Source organism: Paenibacillus sp. N22P23 (genome assembly GCF_059383735.1).
Window position 1 is genome coordinate 152586 of record NZ_JBXENT010000007.1, and the last position, 18569, is coordinate 171154.

The window sequence follows — 18569 nt, forward strand, 5'->3', positions numbered from 1 at the left end:
AATATCGTGAAAATTGCTTGAAAATGAGAGTGGAGTTTCTTTTTCAAACAGCGTATAATTCAATCCGGCGATAGCTATGAAAGGGAGATGGAAATGAGTCAGGTCGTACTATACACAATCGGATTTATCATTTCATTATGTCTTGCACTTGCACTTACCCCGTTTGTCATTAAATTTGCTAACAAAATCGGGGCAATTGACAAGCCAAATCATCGAAAAGTTCACACACGAATAATGCCGCGGCTTGGCGGTCTGGGTATATATGCTGCTTTTGTCGTTGCTTATTTTGCAGTAAAGCCTTTTATTCCAGAAGGCCTGCTGCGCAGCTACGACACGAACTTGATTAATGCGCTGCTCGTTGGCGGCACGATCATTGTCATCATCGGCGCACTGGACGACCGTTTCGAACTGTCTGCAAAAGTGAAACTGCTGGGCCAATTGATTGCGGCATGTGTTGTCGTACTCGGCTTCGGCGTTAAGATTGATCTGGTCAACATTCCATTCGGCGAAGCGATGCAGCCGATTGCAGCTTGGATCAGTATCCCGCTTACGATCATCTGGATTGTTGGCGTAACGAATGCCATCAATTTGATTGACGGCTTGGATGGCTTGGCAGCAGGTGTGTCCGGTATTGCCATCAGCAGTATCCTCGTTATGGCTGCATTCATGGGTTCTGCACCGGTCATCTTGCTAAGCGCATTGCTGCTTGGCGGCGTCATCGGATTCCTGGTCTATAACTTCCACCCGGCTAAGATCTTCATGGGTGACACCGGCTCCTTGTTCCTAGGCTTTGCTCTTGCAACATTATCGATGATGGGCTTTAAGCAGGTTACGATGGTTTCCTTCATAACACCGCTTCTCATAATTGGAGTACCTTTGTCGGATACGTTCTTCGCAATCGTACGCCGCTGGGTAAACAAGAAACCAATCTTCGCGCCTGACAAAGGCCATTTGCACCACTGCCTGCGTGAACTTGGCTTCAGTCACCGCCGTACGGTATTGATCATTTACGGAATCGCATCGATCTTCGGAATCTGCGCAGTATTGCAATCCACGATCGTGCAATCCGATGCGGCAAACTGGATCACCTTTGGCGTTATTCTCATACTCGTATTCATCCTTCAAATTGGCGCTGAACTTATCGGCATCGTCGATAAATCCCGCCGCCCGCTGCTGAACTTCCTGCAGCGCGTAGTGATGGGTACGGAGCAATCGCGTTCGAAGTAATTATTCATACTTAATGCCCTGGGCTCCTCATCGGAGCCAGGGCATTTTTATTGGGTTCCCAAATCTGTACATAACCTAAACTTTTACCACCCCACAGCCGATAACTACAGTACAGAACTAACTGAAACAGTTTACAATTTGGAGGAGGTTTACCGTGAGTAAGAAACTAGTTACCCTATTACTTATGCTCGCACTTATCCTCCAGCTGCTGCCCTCTCTCGGCCAATCAACCGTAACCGCAGCACCAGCTGGAAGCTTTGTATTCCCTAATGAGAGCTATATTCCCGGTTCACCACGTACGACATCCGATGAACGGGTTAACTTGACTGGTACCATTAACAATGTGGATCCTACTTCCATTACGTACAATGTTTATCAAATTACAAACACGCAAGGCGATTCGGATCCTTCGAATGACAAGATCAGTAATCAGCGTGAGAATTTGACTAGTAACCTCTATCTGAGCGGATACAGCTTGAATGTTTATAATCTTCAACTTTTCCCCGGATTAAACCGAATTACGTTTATGGGGACTCAAGGTGGAAGCCAAGTTACCAGCTCCATCTATATCGACTACCGCAATGGCCCGCTATTTTATAACCTGACAGCAAGCCTTGACGGAAATAACTTCCCGATCAAAGAAGCCGGAACAACAGTCGTGGAGTCGCAGTTCTCCCGTGGTCGTACATCTGCGGATATCAGTATTACAGGTAACGCACCGAACTCCAGTCAGGTTACCGTTATTGTCAATGACAAGAGCCGTACCTATGCGGTAAACAGCACGAATAATTATTCGTTTGCTGCTTCTCCGATTCATTTGCTCAAAGGAAAGAACTTAGTCACTGTCCGTGTGTCCAACCAGAATCAAGTAATCGAGACGACTCGGGAAATTGCCTTTTACAATGGCGATGTCACTTTCTATGATGTGAATATTGAAGACGGAGCGAACAAGAGCGCACTGGATTACAGTCCTAAGTTTCTGATCGATAACGATCCGCTTACACAGACAACCAAAATTACAGGTAAGCTAATCGTGCCGAATAAGATCTTTGATGGGGCTGACGCAGATACAACACCGGAGCCGCATCCTGCGCCATATGACGCATTAGGAGTTCCAATTCCACTGGATATTGATTTCACATTGAAAGATAATAAACCGATTCCCAATATAACAACTGATACGGTTCAAGCCACACTCGTGGGAACGCCAAATACTAATGATGCATTCTTTGTTTACGAGTTTACGATTAATGAATCGGACCTTATATCTCCGTTAACCATTGCTAAATATAATTTAGCTTTAGAGGCGGTCAATGAAGAGAAAACCTATTTGGCAGGTTCTGAGCAGAAAGAAGGCGCAAGCTTCAACTTTGAAACGCTAGACAAAACAGCACCGTATATTTATCAGGTCAATTACTTGCCAGGGTACAAATCAGGCTCTTCTTTCGATAATATCGAAGGTGTCGGACTTGACGGCAAGAACCTCTACAGCATGCCGTTTGCTATCGAGCTATTGATCGGCAATGATACTAACAGCACGGCAATTCCAGGAGTGATTGGAATTACAGATGTTTCAGGGAACCAAGCAGCAAATTTATCTACTAACTTTGTATGGACCCCAAAAGCAAGCACTGTAACGACAGTTACCAAGATGATTGACGGCGTGCAGACATCCTTCCGTCGAGTAGTCATGGAAGTGACCAAAATGCCGTTCGAAGGGACGCAAACCATCAATTTCAATCTCAATGGTGGATCTAAAGCGGCCTCTGCTACAGCTACGCTGCTGTTTGGTCCCTATGTAAGTTACGCCAATGCCTTCGATGGAATGGATATCGATGACGATACTACACTTACGGACCGAACGCCTATCATAACTTCAAAACTGGGAAGCTTTGCAGGGCATATTGATAACATAAGTAATGTTGCGGATATTCGTTATACTGTGGATACAGTAAATAACCTTCCGCAGACTATATTTTTCTACATCAATAACACACCGGTGCTGCTGAAGCCGGATCCAAGCAAGACCAGTGCTGCGGATTTTATTTTGGCGAACACGACCGATGCGTTAGCAGCCCTTATTACAGGTGAAAACACCGTTCGATTTGTGTATCAAGGCGCAAAGAGCTCCTATGATAAAACAATCAAGATCTTCTTGAATCCGACGAACCTGCCACTGATTCCGGCTCCGCATACGGTTGGCGTTTTCCCATACAGCGTTGAGAGCATGACGCCGTTGCCGGATGACCCGGGGTTCCAATTAGAAGGAAGCATCTATACAACGAAGAAGTCTCAAATGAAAATATTTGGAACGTTTGATTTCATTGATTTGGGAACAGATGAAACTACCGTTGATGACAAAGTGGATGCTTTAGTAACTACAACAGGTTCAGGTGCAAGTGCTGTAATAACAGATAATCGTCTCAAATATATTCTAAAGATCGATAGTACGAGCTTTACGTCACCAATTACTTGGGATCTGACGAGGCAACTGCACGTATACGACAGTACGGATCCATCAGTTAACATTACTGTTAACCCAACAGCTGCTCCTGTGAGTGGTGTTTCTGTCAGCTATGATGTCAATTCACAAACTTTCTCATTCACGTTATCTACCCAACAGCTCAGCAGCAATGGAAGCTCAAGTGTCTATAACTTCTTTGTTTACAACAGCGGTCTTGCCGGCCCGCGTGCGAGCTATCGACTAGAAGTTGATCCGACATCGCTTCCTTACGATCTCGTTCGTCCGCTTCTACCGACGAAAGGGATCATTAATAAGAACTATGTTGAGGTAGTGATTAAAGCACCGAGTGCAGAGTCTGTTATTATCAATAAAGTAACAGCTGAGAAAATCAAATACGATGCCGATAACAGCGGCGGTGTGACCGGAGCGGATTACGATGCATACCGTGCAGTCGTTGAAGACCTTAAGCCAGGTGTGAACAAAGTTACCTTCACCATCCAGAGTAAGAACGATAAGACAACGGACTTTTTTAATATCACCTACTCACCGACGAATATTCCGGGCGCGGAACTTCTACAATTAATGAAGAACTCGCACAAAGTATTTGATGGAGCCGTTTCATTAACGTTCCCGAAAGGCACAACGTTGACACGTAAAGACTTCAATGTGCCGGAGAAATACAAGAATCAAATCTATACAGGTCACAAATTGCTCTTTGCAATCGCCAATAACGAGGATGGCGTAGTGGATCGCCATGAATTCGAGACGCTGCCGAGCAACTTTGACCGTATTCTAGAAAGCTTTGGAACACGCTTCAAATTCTCGTTCCCAACAAGGTTCACGAAGGCAAGCCCGGTTTATTGGATGGATGCCGGAATGGCGGACGATATGAGCAGCGCGGATAAGTACGATCCGCTAACTTCTGGCGTAGATCCGTACCAGTTCCCAGGTGCAACAGGTACGTACGGAACCAAGATTCCTACTTATGATGAGCGCCCTGATGATCGTGAGCTTGTAACATCTAAGATTGGATCGTTAACACTTGCATTTGATCCAAGCATGCGTGAATCTGTCGGAACGATTGTTTCCGTATATCGCTATGATGTAAAGAACAAGTATTGGGAGAACATCGGTGGTGTAGTGGACAATAAGAAGAACACGATTACGGTGCCATTCACTCAGTTCGGATATTATGTGGTAGCGAAGATGGTGTATTCCTTCACTGATGTAACTAGCCATCCATATGCGCGCAACTATATGGAAGCAATGTACTCCAAGGGAGTTATGAATGCAGCTGGACTTGATGAGTTTGGTTCAGATATGTATGTCACGCGTGGAGAGTTTGCTCGTATGCTTGTGAAAGCATTAGATGTTCCGTTGAATTATGAGCTGAGCAAATCTCATTTTGATGATGTTCCTTCAATTACTAATCCAGACGCGCTTTGGGATTATAGATATGTAGAAACAGCTGCACGTGAAGGTATTATTAGAGGGAAACAACCGCGCTCCTTCGCTCCGTCGGATAATTTGACACGTGAAGAAGCAGCAGTTATTCTATCTAGAGCGCTGGATTCCAAGCTCGATACAGATGCGACGAAGATCGATAAGGCACTTGAAAAACAATTCAAGGACTATGCTGAAATCAACTTCTATGCACGAGCAGCCGTTTCGGCCATAGCGAAGAAAGCCTACATTAAAGGGTCGCCGCTAGATAGCAAAGATCCTAAGAAAGGCTTTGCCTTTGAACCACAATCCAGTCTGCTTCGTTCCGATGCAGCTATCATTATCGGTAAAATGCTAGCTGATCTCAAACGTCTTCCTAAACTAAACTAAGTTGGATATGAATGTGCTGCCCGGGAGAATTCCGGGCAGCTTTCATTTTGTTACAATTACTTCAAACGATTGCTAGAGTTATCTTTACATGGGAAATGTTATCTATCGACGAATATAGGACATTCGGTCTATAATAAACAACGTGGTAGACAAGTTGTTCTAGTTCATGTGGCATATCGACAAATTCGAATAAATAGCGTTAGAGAAGAAGTTTCAAAAAAACTTTTCCTGACAACGCAACTTTTTCGAAACCTGTGCGTTTAATTACATGAACAAGGCAACAGGAAAGCTGATCAAGTGTAGCGGAGTACTTGGAACTAATTCTCAAATTGCTCTTTACGCTAGAAATAGGCCATTGTATAATGTTATAGTGGTGTTCAGACTCTACCAGATTTTTCTTGTCAACTTTTGTTTACAAGATTCTGCGACAGGTTCCTACAAGGAACACTTCTAGCAGACATTATTTATACTAAATCTGCTCAACTCGTGAAAGGGGGTGAATCGGCCAATGAGACAAACGAGCAATCTATATTCTAAACAAAACTCTAAAGAAACCAAGCATTATATAGGAGGAGACAAAAAGGTTATGAAAAAAAGTTTATCACTTCTCGTAGCAGCAGCTATGACTCTATCTACAGCATCGGTGGCATTTGCTGCTGACGCAACAACTACTGAATTGTCCACTCAAGCAAAGTTCGACGCACTTAAAGCAGCAGGTATCTTCAGCGGTTTCCCAGACGGTTCTGCTGGTCTTGAAAAAGAAATGACTCGCGCTGAGTTCGCGAAAGTACTTACGAAGTTGAGCGAGCTTGCAGAAAACTCTGCAGCTAACGTTTACTCCGACGTAGCAAAAACTCACTGGGCAGCTGGATTTATCGGCGCTGCATCTGAAGCTGGCCTTCTTAACGGTCTTGGCGGCGGCAAATTCGGACCATCCGGTAAAGTAACAATCGAGCAAATCGCTAAAGTTGCTGACTTGCTAGCAGGCGTTGAGCCTTCTGACAAAGAAGTAACTGGTAAAGTATCTGCTTGGGCTAAAGGTTTCGTAGCAGCAGCTATCGAAGCTGGCTTGCTTCCTGAGCTTCCTTCCTACCAAGTGAACGCAACTCGCGGTCAACTAGTAGACGTAGCTTACGATCTTGCACAACCAGAAGATGCAGCTCTTGCAGCAACTGCTAAAGTAGCAGGCGCTAAGAAAATCGAAGTTGCTCTTAACAAAGCTTCTGATAAAGCAACTTTCGAAGTTAAGAACGCTTCCGGTACAGTTGTTAACGTTAAAGAAGTAACTTTCTCTACTGATAACAAAACTGCAACGCTTGCATTCGCTTCTAACCTTGTTAAAGGCGAATACACAGTAAACGTTAAAAACGCTGAAGAAACTGCTTCCGCTAAAGTAACTGCAGAAGACGAGAAAGTAACGAAAATCGAATTCGCTTCTGACAAAGCGGTTATCGACCGTGCAGACACTGACAACGAAACTGTTTACACTACTGTTAAAATCCTCAACCAATACGGTGAAGACGTAACATCTGCTAAAGCAGGTTCTGTTACAGTAACTGCTGGTAAAGGCAGTGCAGTTCTTAACACAAACGGAAGCCTAGTTTTAACATCTGCAGCAAAATACACTAAAGATGAGAAGGTAGCAGTAAGCGCACTTGACGCTTCCAGCAATACTTTTGCATCCGCAGTGCTGACAGTGGTTGACAAAGCAGCTGTTGCTGAATTGACAATCGACAAACTGTACAATGCAGACGGCAAAACACTCACGAAAAACGAAGAAGCTCCTGAGAACTTCGTTCTTATTGTAACTGGTAAAGACCAATACGGTAACTCGATCACTAAACCAGAATATTTCGAACAAGATGTACTGGTTAGCGCGAGCAACCCTTCGGTTTCCGGTGTGTTGACTAAAGTTGTTAACACTGTGACTGTAGCTGACTTCGGTACTACTACAATCGACGGTACAACTTATGTATCGCTTCCAGTTCAACTTCCAGAAACAAATGCACTTGCTGGTACTTCGAAGATCACTATGATCTCCAAAACTACTGGTAAAAATACATCGTTCGATGTAGTTGTTAAAGACACTGTTAAAGTGGATACATTGACGCTTTCTGCCCCTGCACTTGCAGTAGCTGGCGAGACTGTTGACGTTCCTTTCACAGCTGTTGATCAATTCGGCGCAGCAGTTACAAGCGAAGGTGACATTGAAGGCGGAATCGTTAGTGCATCTGTAACAGGTGGAACAATTGATTTCGTTCAAGACTATGTTAAGAACACAGCTAAACTGCAAGTTAAAGTTGCAGCTGAAGGTACTGCAATCGTAACAGTTATTACTGGTACTAACAAAGTTGCTCAACTGACTATCAGTGTTCAAGCGGTTGCTAAGCCAGTTGTAGTCTCTGCTATCAAAGACTTCAACAAAAACTTCGCTGCAGGTGCTACAGCAACATTGACTAAAGACAATGTAGTTGCTAAAGACCAATACGGCCGTGACATCGCAACAACTGGTTACAATGTATACGTGTCGACTTCCGATGCGGCTAAAGTAAAACTGACTGGTACTCCAGTTGGCGATACAGGTTTCTTCAATCTTACAGCTGCTAATGTAACTGTTGGCGCACTGGCTAAAGGTTCGTCCACTGTTACTTTGAAGTTGGTTACTGGCGCTGGCGCTGATGTAACAAACAGCGAGTACACTTACACTTCCAAAGTAGTTGAAAAAGCAGATGTTGCTTCGTACGAACTTGCTGACTTGGGTAATGTATACCATGTTCCAGCAGCAACAGCAAACACTAACTACCAAAAAGACATCACTGTAAACGGTGTGTTAGCTGATGGTTCCAAAGTAGCTGTACCAGGTGGTTGGTTCGAAGTTGAATCCACTGATGCTCAAGTTACTGTATCTGGCGACAAGCTGAATGCATTCGGTCTTGCACCTGCTGGCTTTACAGACGGCGCTAAAGACGTAACTGTAACTGCAGTTGTTGAAGGTGCTTCCGGTCCAGTTGTATTGACTAAAGTTGTTAAAGTTACTACAGCTGCTCCAACAGTATCTACTCTTGAAGTTGTAGGTGCTACACTTGATCAAGGTACTGAAGCTACAGGTGACGATGTTGTCTTCACTAAAGAAGATACAAACGTTATTTCTGCAAAAGTAGCAGACGTTAACAGTCCAGCACTTGTTGAAACATTGGTTGACGCAGTTGTTAAAGCTGTAGACCAATATGGTGTTGAGTTGACTGGTGGTTCTGAGCCTGCTTACAAAAACTACATCACTAACATCACTGGTCTTGCTACTGGTGAAACTGATGTAACTGACGTAACAGCTGGTGACACGTTCCAAGTGACTACTGTAATTGGCGGCAAAACAATTTCCTTCAAAGTTATTGTTAAGCTTTAATAGAGACTTAACTCTCTGAGAAACAGGACCGAGCAATCGGTCCTGTTTTTTCTTGTTTTTAGAAACTTTTCGACGTAATATCCGTCTATATCAGTAGAATCTAAAAAAGGATGATGAATAGATGCGATTAATTCAACGTGCGGGCCTTTCCTTACTTCTTGCTTCAACAGTTGTACTGCCGGTTACGAGTCTCACGCAACCTAATCAAGTATTCGCAGCGACAACTACTTCGGCTGTCGTAAATAAAATTAAAGCTTTTAGCTTGGGCGGTGGAAGCACTGCGCAAGTAACGGATCTGCAATTCTTGTATGGCGATAACGAGAAGACTGCTTATTTCACCATATCTGTGTATAACAATTCCAATAAGGAGTTGGATTTCTCCGACTTTTGGGTTGAGTTATGGACTAAGAAAGGTACCAAATACTCGATTAAGATGAATGAACAAGATGCAAAGAAGACTAAGGTTGTAGCAAAGACGACAACGGATTATCATTTTACGGCTAAAGTGAACCCGAATCTGAATTTATCCGACTTCTCGTTCAAGTTGATCAAATGGGATTTCAGCCAAGCGAACTATACACGGACGATCGGTCAAGTAGTGGTTCCATCTACATTTAATCCCATCGTTCCAGCAGCAACCGGTAAAGTCGTAAAGGTTGGCAACAAGAAGATGAGCAGTATTCTTGCTAAATCTCAATTTGCTGTCATTAGCGGCCAGCTTGAGGGGGCTCTCGTATACCGAGTCACCAACTACAGTTCCCAAACCATTCCAATGAATAATCTTAACTTTTACATAAAGCGCTCGGGTGGAACATTGAGCAAACTTAGTGTAGATACGTCAGGCGATCAACAACTCGCACCAGGAGCTTCTAAAGAAATTCAGCTTTACGGTACGTTGCCCATTACTAAGATTGACCCTAATATGCAGCTGATTGTTACTTCATCCGATGAAGAAACAAAGGCTGAAACACCAATCGCCACCTATACGGTTAAACCGGTGACGCTCGATAAGGTGTATGTGAAGCCGGGTCAGACTGGCAAGCTGTCGATTGAAAGCAATGTTATTAACACCAAGGTCAGAGATGCCTTCTACAATCAAGATGCCCAGACGCAATCATTATCGTTGTACTTAAACTTCAATAACGCCGGCAAATCATCAGTTAGTTTACCGACATACAGCTATTATATTTTAACCAGTACTGGCGCAATGTATCCGGCGAAAGCATCGCAAGCAGCAGCAACTATAGAACTTTCTCCTGGAATTGAGAAAGAGCAATATATGCAGTTTACGCTTCCTGCAGGTGTTAAGACCGATTTCCTCAAACTCATCATTAAGAAAACAAGTGAAGAGAACAAGAAGGGGTATGTTGTTGGTCTTTTCCAAGTTCCGCCTAAATCAAGCAGTCAGAACATTAGTACGACGCCAATTAAATATGTTACTAAACAGGGAATGTTTGAATTTTCGCTGCTGCGTGGCGAACGTCTGCCATGGGGCGAACAGGATATGATTAATGCGCTTGTTTCTGTGAAGAATCCACAGTTTGATGTGAAATCATTGCCTAATTTGAAAGCATCTATTCAACTTGGCGACTATAAGGTCGATGATAAAGATATCCAGCTCATCAAGACGGAACAGATTGTTGCCATTGGCGGAAATACCTATACCACATATATAGTTAGCACGAAGGTACCATATACCTTCGCGGCTAGTGATGTTACCGTTTCTTTGTCCGAAGCGACAGGGGAAGGCGATGCTGGCTCAACGCCAATCGGAACCTTCCAGTTGAAGAACAGTCAATTAAAGCTCCCTGTTATTAAATCGACAAGCCCTCTTGATATTACGGGAATCGGAAGAAAAGCCAGCCTTCAAATTAAACAAACGCATACGTACTTCAATACAGATGAGGATACTAAACTCCTGTATGCCGAGTTTGACTATTCAAGCTTGGAGCAGCGTTTTGCGAATCTAGCGAATATGCAGGCTTATTTTAAGACGAAAGATGGCAACTATGTTCCGGCAAACTTCCAGAATATCAAGGATAAGATAACACCGAATAAACAGAATCTTGTTATGGCTTATGCGAGCTTCCCAGAAAATTATGATTTAACTGATGTTCAGCTCATCATCGGTCAAGGTATTACTGCTGGTCAACTCACTGCCCCTGATGGAGTAGCTGATGGATATGTTAATGCCGTTCAATACGAAATGCCGGCTGAGAAATCGACGGTTCTATCGACTTTCGAGAATTTGGTCATTAATCCTTACAAATTGTCGATGACGAAACTCTCGCCGTCTCTGCAGGATGCTTACAAGATGAATATCGATTTTGAATACGATCTTGCGAAAACCGTTGAATACGAGAAAATGGCAGGAACGCATCAATTGGTTGTCGAACTAGTCGATAGAGATAACAAGTTTGAGCATGTGTTCGAATTGGAAAAAGGCAATGGCGCACTGAAAGTCGGCGAAGACATTAAAGAATCTGTTTCGTTCGAAGACGAGAAGCTATGGGGCATTATTTATCGAGAATTTACCGTTAATGTCTATGATCAATTCCAAGGTCAAAAGAAACTGCTTGCGACAAAGGTGCTGAATCAAGCCATGACTAACGGGTAATGAAGTTATGAGGTGAAGTGAGACTTGAAGAGAAGCGCGAAGTTTGCAGTTTTTTGTTCCATTATTGGCGCAGGCATTGTATTTGGTGTAGTAACCAACCAAGCTATCGGTGATAGTGACTCAGCTACCCCAGGTTCCGTCAACGATCCTGTCGTAACGAAGAGTTACATTGATAAGCAGGTTTCGGAACTTGTGAAGGCGGAATTGGCCAAGCAGAACGGACAGGGCATGGATGAGAAGAAACTTCAGGAAATGTTGGATGCGTTCCGCGCCGAAATGGAGCAGAGCGGAGGTTCATCTAAAGTAGAAGTCGTCACTGTGCCTGTCGGTAAGCGACTTGTTGCTAAAGATGGCACTGAATTTATCGTTCGTGCAGGCAAAGCAATGGCCTATAGTTCAGACGCGAATGGTATTTCTGATCTAACAGATGGTGTAGACATTACGAATGGTAAACCTGTTCCTAATAATCATTTCATTCTGTTTCCGCGCGGTGGTCGTGGTGTGACGGCGCAAGTCGGTCAGAAGACCGGACTAACGGTGCTTGTCCGTGGCGATTATGAAATGCAAGTGCAGCAATAGTTATTTTTACCCGATCTGACAACAAGTTATCCGCTTCGAACAGCGCATTCCGGAACAAACTATAAGCATCCCATCAGGAGGTGCTTATCATGTCGAGAAGTAATCGCAAAGTTGTTCCGGAATGTGCACAGGCGCTCAATCAGATGAAGTATGAAATTGCAGCTGAGCTTGGTCTTATGTCCGGAGGAAATGCCGCCGGATCTGATGACACAGAGTTTGCAACGGAGCTTGGTGGTACAGGTAGTTCAGGCGGTCATGTCAATTGGTCGCAACTTGCGACAAGAGATGCAGGTTCTGTAGGCGGAAATATGACAAGGCTGCTCGTTCAGCGTGCAGAGCAGGTCCTCAAAGGGTTATCGTAGTTAGCTGACTATTGCCATTGACACAAAGCGACAGTTTCGGTATCATACTGTTTTAGAGAGTTATTCATGAGACCTTTTCCGATTTCGCTTCGGAAAAGGTTCATTTTTTGGAATCGAAACGTTGGGCATTATATAGAACCCATTTTCGGGTATTCATTTTCTTATAGAGTCCCAGCATTTTGTGCATGTTATTCATCATACTTAGAATTTTGAAAGCTGTAGGAGGTTGAGATTAGATGTCACTCAAAGGACGTCATTTGTTCACATCGGAATCCGTAACAGAAGGTCATCCCGATAAGATATGTGATCAAATTTCAGATGCGGTATTGGATGCTTTTCTTGAGGTTGACCCGTATGCGCGCGTAGCGTGCGAAGTTTCGGTAGCAACTGGTTTGGTGCTTGTTATCGGCGAAATCAGCAGTAAAGCGGATTATGTCGATATTCCTGCAATCGTTCGCCGTACCATTAAGGATATCGGCTACACGCGTGCTAAATTCGGCTTCGATTACAGCACTTGTGCGGTTCTTACATCGCTTAATGAACAATCCGCTGACATTGCGCAAGGCGTTAACGCTGCGCTTGAAACACGTGAAGGCGTAGAGAACGTTCATCTAGAAAACCCGGATATCGGCGCAGGCGACCAAGGTTTGATGTTTGGTTTTGCTTCGAACGAAACACCTGAGCTTATGCCGCTTCCAATCGCACTTGCTCACCGCATTTCGCGTCAATTGTCGGAAGTACGTAAGAACGGTACGCTGGATTACCTCCGTCCGGATGGTAAAACACAAGTAACGATCGAATACGTGGACGGCAAGCCAGTACGTGTAGATGCGATTGTTGTTTCGACACAACATGCGGAAGAAGTCACTTTGGAGCAAATCCAAGCAGATATCCGTAAGCATGTTATCGCTCCTGTCGTTCCTACAGAATGGCTCGACGAAGAAACAAAATACTTCATTAACCCAACAGGCCGTTTCGTAATTGGCGGTCCTCAAGGTGATGCTGGTCTTACAGGTCGTAAAATCATCGTGGATACGTACGGCGGTTACGCTCGTCACGGCGGCGGTGCTTTCTCCGGTAAGGATCCTACAAAAGTTGACCGTTCCGCAGCTTATGCAGCGCGTTATGTAGCGAAAAACATCGTTGCAGCAGGCCTTGCAGATAAATGCGAAATTCAACTTGCTTACGCGATCGGCGTAGCAAACCCAGTATCCATTAACGTAGACACTTATGGCACAGGTAAAGTTGACGAGGAAGTTCTTGTTGAAGTCATTAAGAACAACTTCGATCTTCGTCCTGCGGGCATCATCAAGATGCTTGATCTTCGTCGTCCAATCTACGGTAAAACAGCTGCTTATGGTCACTTTGGCCGTACAGACATCGATTTTCCGTGGGAACGCGTTGACAAAGCAGAACTGTTGAAAGCCGACGCTCAGCGTTAATAATCGACTCAATAAGCGAACCGCTCCTGACAAGGAGCGGTTTTTTTATGCAACTTTTAACTATATCTTCATTTCGAACCCCTCCGAGCCGAAAAATATAATACATGTGTCTTAATTAGGGAGTGGGTAATGGTGGTCCGAAATCGTAGATGGATATCAATCTTAGCAGCAGCATTGTTGGTGGTGCAATTCGTGGCAGGCGGATTCGCAGTCAAGCCTTCACAGGTATCGGCCGCCGCTAGCGGACCGGTTATCTCCAGTTTCTCACCATCGGTCCAAGGTGCAAATGTACCGGTGAACACCAAGCTGATTTTGGCTTTCGATGAGAATGTAAAGAAAGGCACGGGCTCAGCTACAATACAAATTCGTAGACAACTCGATAATCAACTGTTCGAGTCGTATAACGTCGCGACAGACAGCAAGGTTGCTGTAGGAAGCGGTTCGAGCCGGAACATCGTGACGATTTCTCCAAGCACGAATTTCGCGTTAAATACGAGCTATTATGTCACGATCGATGCAGGAGCGTTCGCGAACGATGCGAATACGAACTTTGCAGGGTTGACAAGTGCTGTCGGTTGGGTGTTCACAACGGTGACCTCAGTCGACACAACGGCTCCTACACTAACGACTGTTCCAAACGTGGATCCGCTGACACCAGCTAACGGTACAACAGCCGGAATTAGTACGACATTGACGTTGGTATTCAGTGAGACAGTGTATGCGGCCAGCGGCAATATTACGGTCACGAATGTGAATCATCCTTCTGATGCGCAGTCCATCAGCGTGAACTCTACCAATGTGACGGGAAGCGGAAGTACGAGTAAAACAATAAATGTGAGTTTGCCAAGCAGTTTACAAGGGAACAGCACATATGAGGTTATCGTCCCGTATGGCGCATTCCAAGACGCAGCAGGAAACAACTTCAATGGAATAGCGACTAATCAGTGGGAATTTATGACCAATGCGCCACCGATTGGCGCTGCGGTTCTCTCGCCGCTTGATAATGCATTTGCCGTAAGTGTGGCTTCAAACTTTTCACTTACATTCCCAAGTACGGTTAGAGTGAATAGCGGAAATATCAGTATCAATAAAATCTCAGATAATAGCACGGTACAAACAATCAGTGTCAACTCTGCAGCGGTTACGGCTGCAGCAAGTGGGGGCGGAACAACGATCATCATTAACCCACCTGCTGATTTAGCGGCAAATACGGGCTTTTATATCCTTATAGATGCCGGAGCATTCGTCGATGCAATAGATTCATCCAAACAGTATCAAGGGTTACAGGACGCGACTTCCTGGAATTTCTACACGGATCCGGGTAATGATACAACGCCTCCGACAATGCTTGCCGATCGGAAGCCTCTCAATGCCCAATCGACGACATCTATTAATCTAGAGATGAATTTCAGCGAACCGGTCTATCCGGGAACAGGGAACATCACAATTCGCACCTCGCCATCCGGCGCTGTGTTTGCGACAATTCCGGTTACTTCCTCTAAGGTTAGCGGTGGAGGATCAGCTAAAATTGTCATAACGGATACCAGTAAAACCTACGTGAACAACCAAAGCTATTATGTAGAAATTGGCGGACAAGCGTTTTCGGATGCGAAAGGGAACTATTTTGCAGGCTTATCCGGTCAGAATGCTTGGCGCTTCACGGTTACGCAAGATAATGTGACGCCTACAATCGTGACACAAACGCCTGCCAATACGGCGCTTGATGTTCCTGTACTGGGGATGAAGCTAGAAGCGTTGTTCAGCGAGCCGATTTTGCTTGGTGCTGATTCACCAGCGATCCTTATCAAGCCTATTATAACTGGCTCAGGGGGCGGAACAATCGCAACCACCTATGCGATCGATCCGGATAACAATCGCAAACTCCTTATTACAATAAACAGCGCGATGGCAGCTAGCACAGACTATTATGTGGAGATGGCAGCAGGTGTCGTTACCGATCTGGCGGGCAATCCATTTGATGGCATTCTCAATCAGTATCAGTGGACATTTAAGACATCGACTGGGGCAGCAGGTGCTCCAACCGTTACAAGAGCTGATTTGGTAGGGAATACGAAGATAACGATCACGTTCAACGAAAATTTGAACACCAGCACAGATACGACCCCGGTTCCGGCTAATTTCTATGTGACCGTTAATGGAACAGCTAGGGCTGTGACTGCTGTACAAATTAGCGGTCAAGTCGTGACACTCACGCTGCAGAGTGCTGCATCCTATGGACAAGTGATAAGGGTATCCTACTCAGCGGGCTCCAAGCCGATTAAAGATTTAACGGGAACGGCCGCTGCAAATTTCTCGAATCTAGCTGTTTCGAACGTGCCGGATTCCGCAGCTCCAAGGCAAGTAAGTGGTACGATTGCAGGGAACTTGATCATATTGACCATGAGTGAAGAAATGGCGACTTTAAATCAGAACGCGTATTCGCAATTCACGGTTCTAATTGATGGCGCGTACAGAACGGTGACGCAAATAAGCGGCAGCGGGAATACGATTTTTCTGAATTTCAGTGGGAATTCGGCTTCTGTAGGACAGTCGGTTACGTTGTCGTATTCTGCAGGCTCGTATCCGCTTCGCGACTTATCGAACAATGCGCTTGTTTCCTTTAGCGGCTTCTATATCCAGAATGGGCAGGACGCGAAAGCGCCACTGCTGCAATCGATAACCTCGTCGGGCTATACGATAACGTTGAACTATGACGAAGGACTTAACGGTGCACTGATTCCCTATACCTCGTCGTTCTATGTGACAGTGAACGGAATAGCTAAATCGGTCTCCTATGTGACTGTAAGCGGGACGCAAGTTATATTGAGTCTTCCTGCTTCAACTATTGCCAGCGATGTCATCTTGGTCAGTTACGTAGGCGGGGCACCGGCAATTACGGACCTCGGAGGAATGCCGGCACAGGCGTTTAGCGCCATGCAGGCGAATGCGGGCGGAACAACAACGCTTGCGCTCAATGGGATTGTAGCAAAAGGCAGCGAAGTAACAATCACGTTCTCCAATGCCCTGAATACGTCCTACTTGCCTTCTACATCGCAATTTGGCGTAAAGGTGAATAATGTGTCTCGTCCGATCTCATCAGCACTCATTAGAGGATCTGCTGTCGTACTTTCTTTATACACACCGATCAGTGTAGGTGAAGTAATCAAGGCGAGCTACAGCAATGCCGGAACATCCATTCGTTCCACATCCGGTGCGATAGCTGCTTCATTCACGGACTCGAATGTGGCAAATCAGACAACATGGGATGATTCGACCAGTGGTGATTTCAAGTCTGCGGCAGGCGGAGGCTTGGAAATGAAAGTTTCCAGTGCGACGACAGCGGCAGCGGTATCGCCAGCGGGAAATGCAGTGAATAAATTTATCTTGTCCTCCGAGAAGGTGACACTGGCGTATAACGCTGTTCGGAAAGCCGGCGGTACGTTGCCGCGAGTAGTCTTCACCGTGCCGGACTCTGAGAAAGCGGCTATAGTGGCGCTTCCGCTTGCCACATTGGAAGATACGAAGAAAGCGACGTCCAATGCCTCCTTCGCGATCGTATACAAGAATGTAACCTATGAATTCCCGCTCAGCGCACTGAATTACGCACAGCTCGGACAAATGATGAATGCAGCCAGCGCAGTCGGGCAGTTGAATGTGTCCATAGATACAAATGCAGGAACGCTGGGATCTTCTCTTACTACACAGTTGAATGGATCTAATGCACAAATTCTCTTCAATCCAATCAGCTTCGAGATGTCCGTTACAAGCAATGGCCAAACGAAGAACGTAGATTCGTTGAATACCTATGTGACCAGGTCCGTTACTACAGGAGCTGCCTTGGATGGCAAGGCAGTATCGGTTGTATGGCTTGATCCGCACACAGGTAAACTTGCCTATGTACCAACGCGAGTTACCCGCGAGAACGGACTGTCCGTCATTACGTTTAAACGCAAAGGTAACAGTGTATATGCGGTTGTGCAGGGTGCTGCTGGGTATACGGATCTAAACAACCATTGGGCGCGTGGTGACATTCTGCTGCTTGCAAAGAAATATATAGTCGAGGGCAATACGCTTACGACCTTCGCGCCGAAGAAAGCCATTACTCGCGGTGAGTTTGCCATGTTCATAGCCAAAGGGCTCGGCCTTGCCGGTGATCGCATAGCAGCTGGCAAATTCAAAGATGTGAATACGTCAACGGCGCTGGCGGCCTATATTGGGTCCGCGAGTGCGGCAGGAATCGTACAAGGGATGGCAGATGGCTCATTTAAGCCAAACAATCCGATTACACGTGAAGAGATGGCATCCATGATGGTACGTGCAGCAAGTGCGGCGGGCGTATCCATTGTTCCGAAGCAAACGACGGCCAACTTGCTTAAGAAGTTCACAGACCGCGGCAAAATCGGAACGTGGGCGCAAAACGACGTAGCTAAAGCAGTCGATTCCAACATCATAAGCGGATTGACGACAAGTACCTTCGGAGCCAAAAATAAAGCGACAAGGGCAGAGGCTGCAGTCATGCTGAAACGGCTGCTCAGCTACTTGGAATTTATCGATATTTAAGAGATTTAGAGCTATCCTGTCGAATCGACACGGATAGCTTTTTTTTGTCGGTCGAATGATGTTGATAGGAGTCTTCTATCAG

At 45.3% G+C, this 18569-nt stretch carries 8 protein-coding genes; all 8 read left to right on the forward strand.

The genetic code is table 11. From position 1 onward, the window contains the following. Window positions 1–93: 93 nt before the first annotated feature. Window positions 94–1227, forward strand: coding sequence for a glycosyltransferase family 4 protein (locus tag AC506A_RS23825; RefSeq protein ID WP_495463487.1), 1134 nt, complete (start codon window positions 94–96; stop codon window positions 1225–1227). A gap of 154 nt (window positions 1228–1381) precedes the next feature. Then, a complete protein-coding gene (locus AC506A_RS23830) occupies window positions 1382–5524 on the forward strand; it encodes an S-layer homology domain-containing protein (protein ID WP_495463488.1) in 4143 nt (1380 codons plus the stop codon). A 508-nt stretch (window positions 5525–6032) separates the two neighbouring features. After that, window positions 6033–8927, forward strand: coding sequence for an S-layer homology domain-containing protein (locus AC506A_RS23835; protein WP_495463489.1), 2895 nt, complete (start codon window positions 6033–6035; stop codon window positions 8925–8927). Window positions 8928–9048: 121 nt separating this feature from the next. Next, window positions 9049–11544: a hypothetical protein gene (locus AC506A_RS23840; protein WP_495463490.1), complete on the forward strand. Its 2496-nt coding sequence runs from the start codon at window positions 9049–9051 to the stop codon at window positions 11542–11544. Window positions 11545–11568: 24 nt separating this feature from the next. Continuing rightward, window positions 11569–12123: a hypothetical protein gene (locus AC506A_RS23845; RefSeq protein ID WP_495463491.1), complete on the forward strand. Its 555-nt coding sequence runs from the start codon at window positions 11569–11571 to the stop codon at window positions 12121–12123. 89 nt (window positions 12124–12212) lie between these two features. Further along, complete coding sequence (locus AC506A_RS23850; RefSeq protein ID WP_495463492.1) at window positions 12213–12485, forward strand: alpha/beta-type small acid-soluble spore protein; 273 nt, start codon at window positions 12213–12215, stop codon at window positions 12483–12485. A 236-nt stretch (window positions 12486–12721) separates the two neighbouring features. Continuing rightward, window positions 12722–13927 (forward strand): methionine adenosyltransferase, encoded by a 1206-nt coding sequence (gene metK, locus AC506A_RS23855; protein WP_495463493.1) that lies wholly within the window; start codon window positions 12722–12724, stop codon window positions 13925–13927. Window positions 13928–14056: 129 nt separating this feature from the next. Then, complete coding sequence (locus tag AC506A_RS23860; RefSeq protein WP_495463494.1) at window positions 14057–18487, forward strand: Ig-like domain-containing protein; 4431 nt, start codon at window positions 14057–14059, stop codon at window positions 18485–18487. Window positions 18488–18569 lie beyond the last annotated feature (82 nt).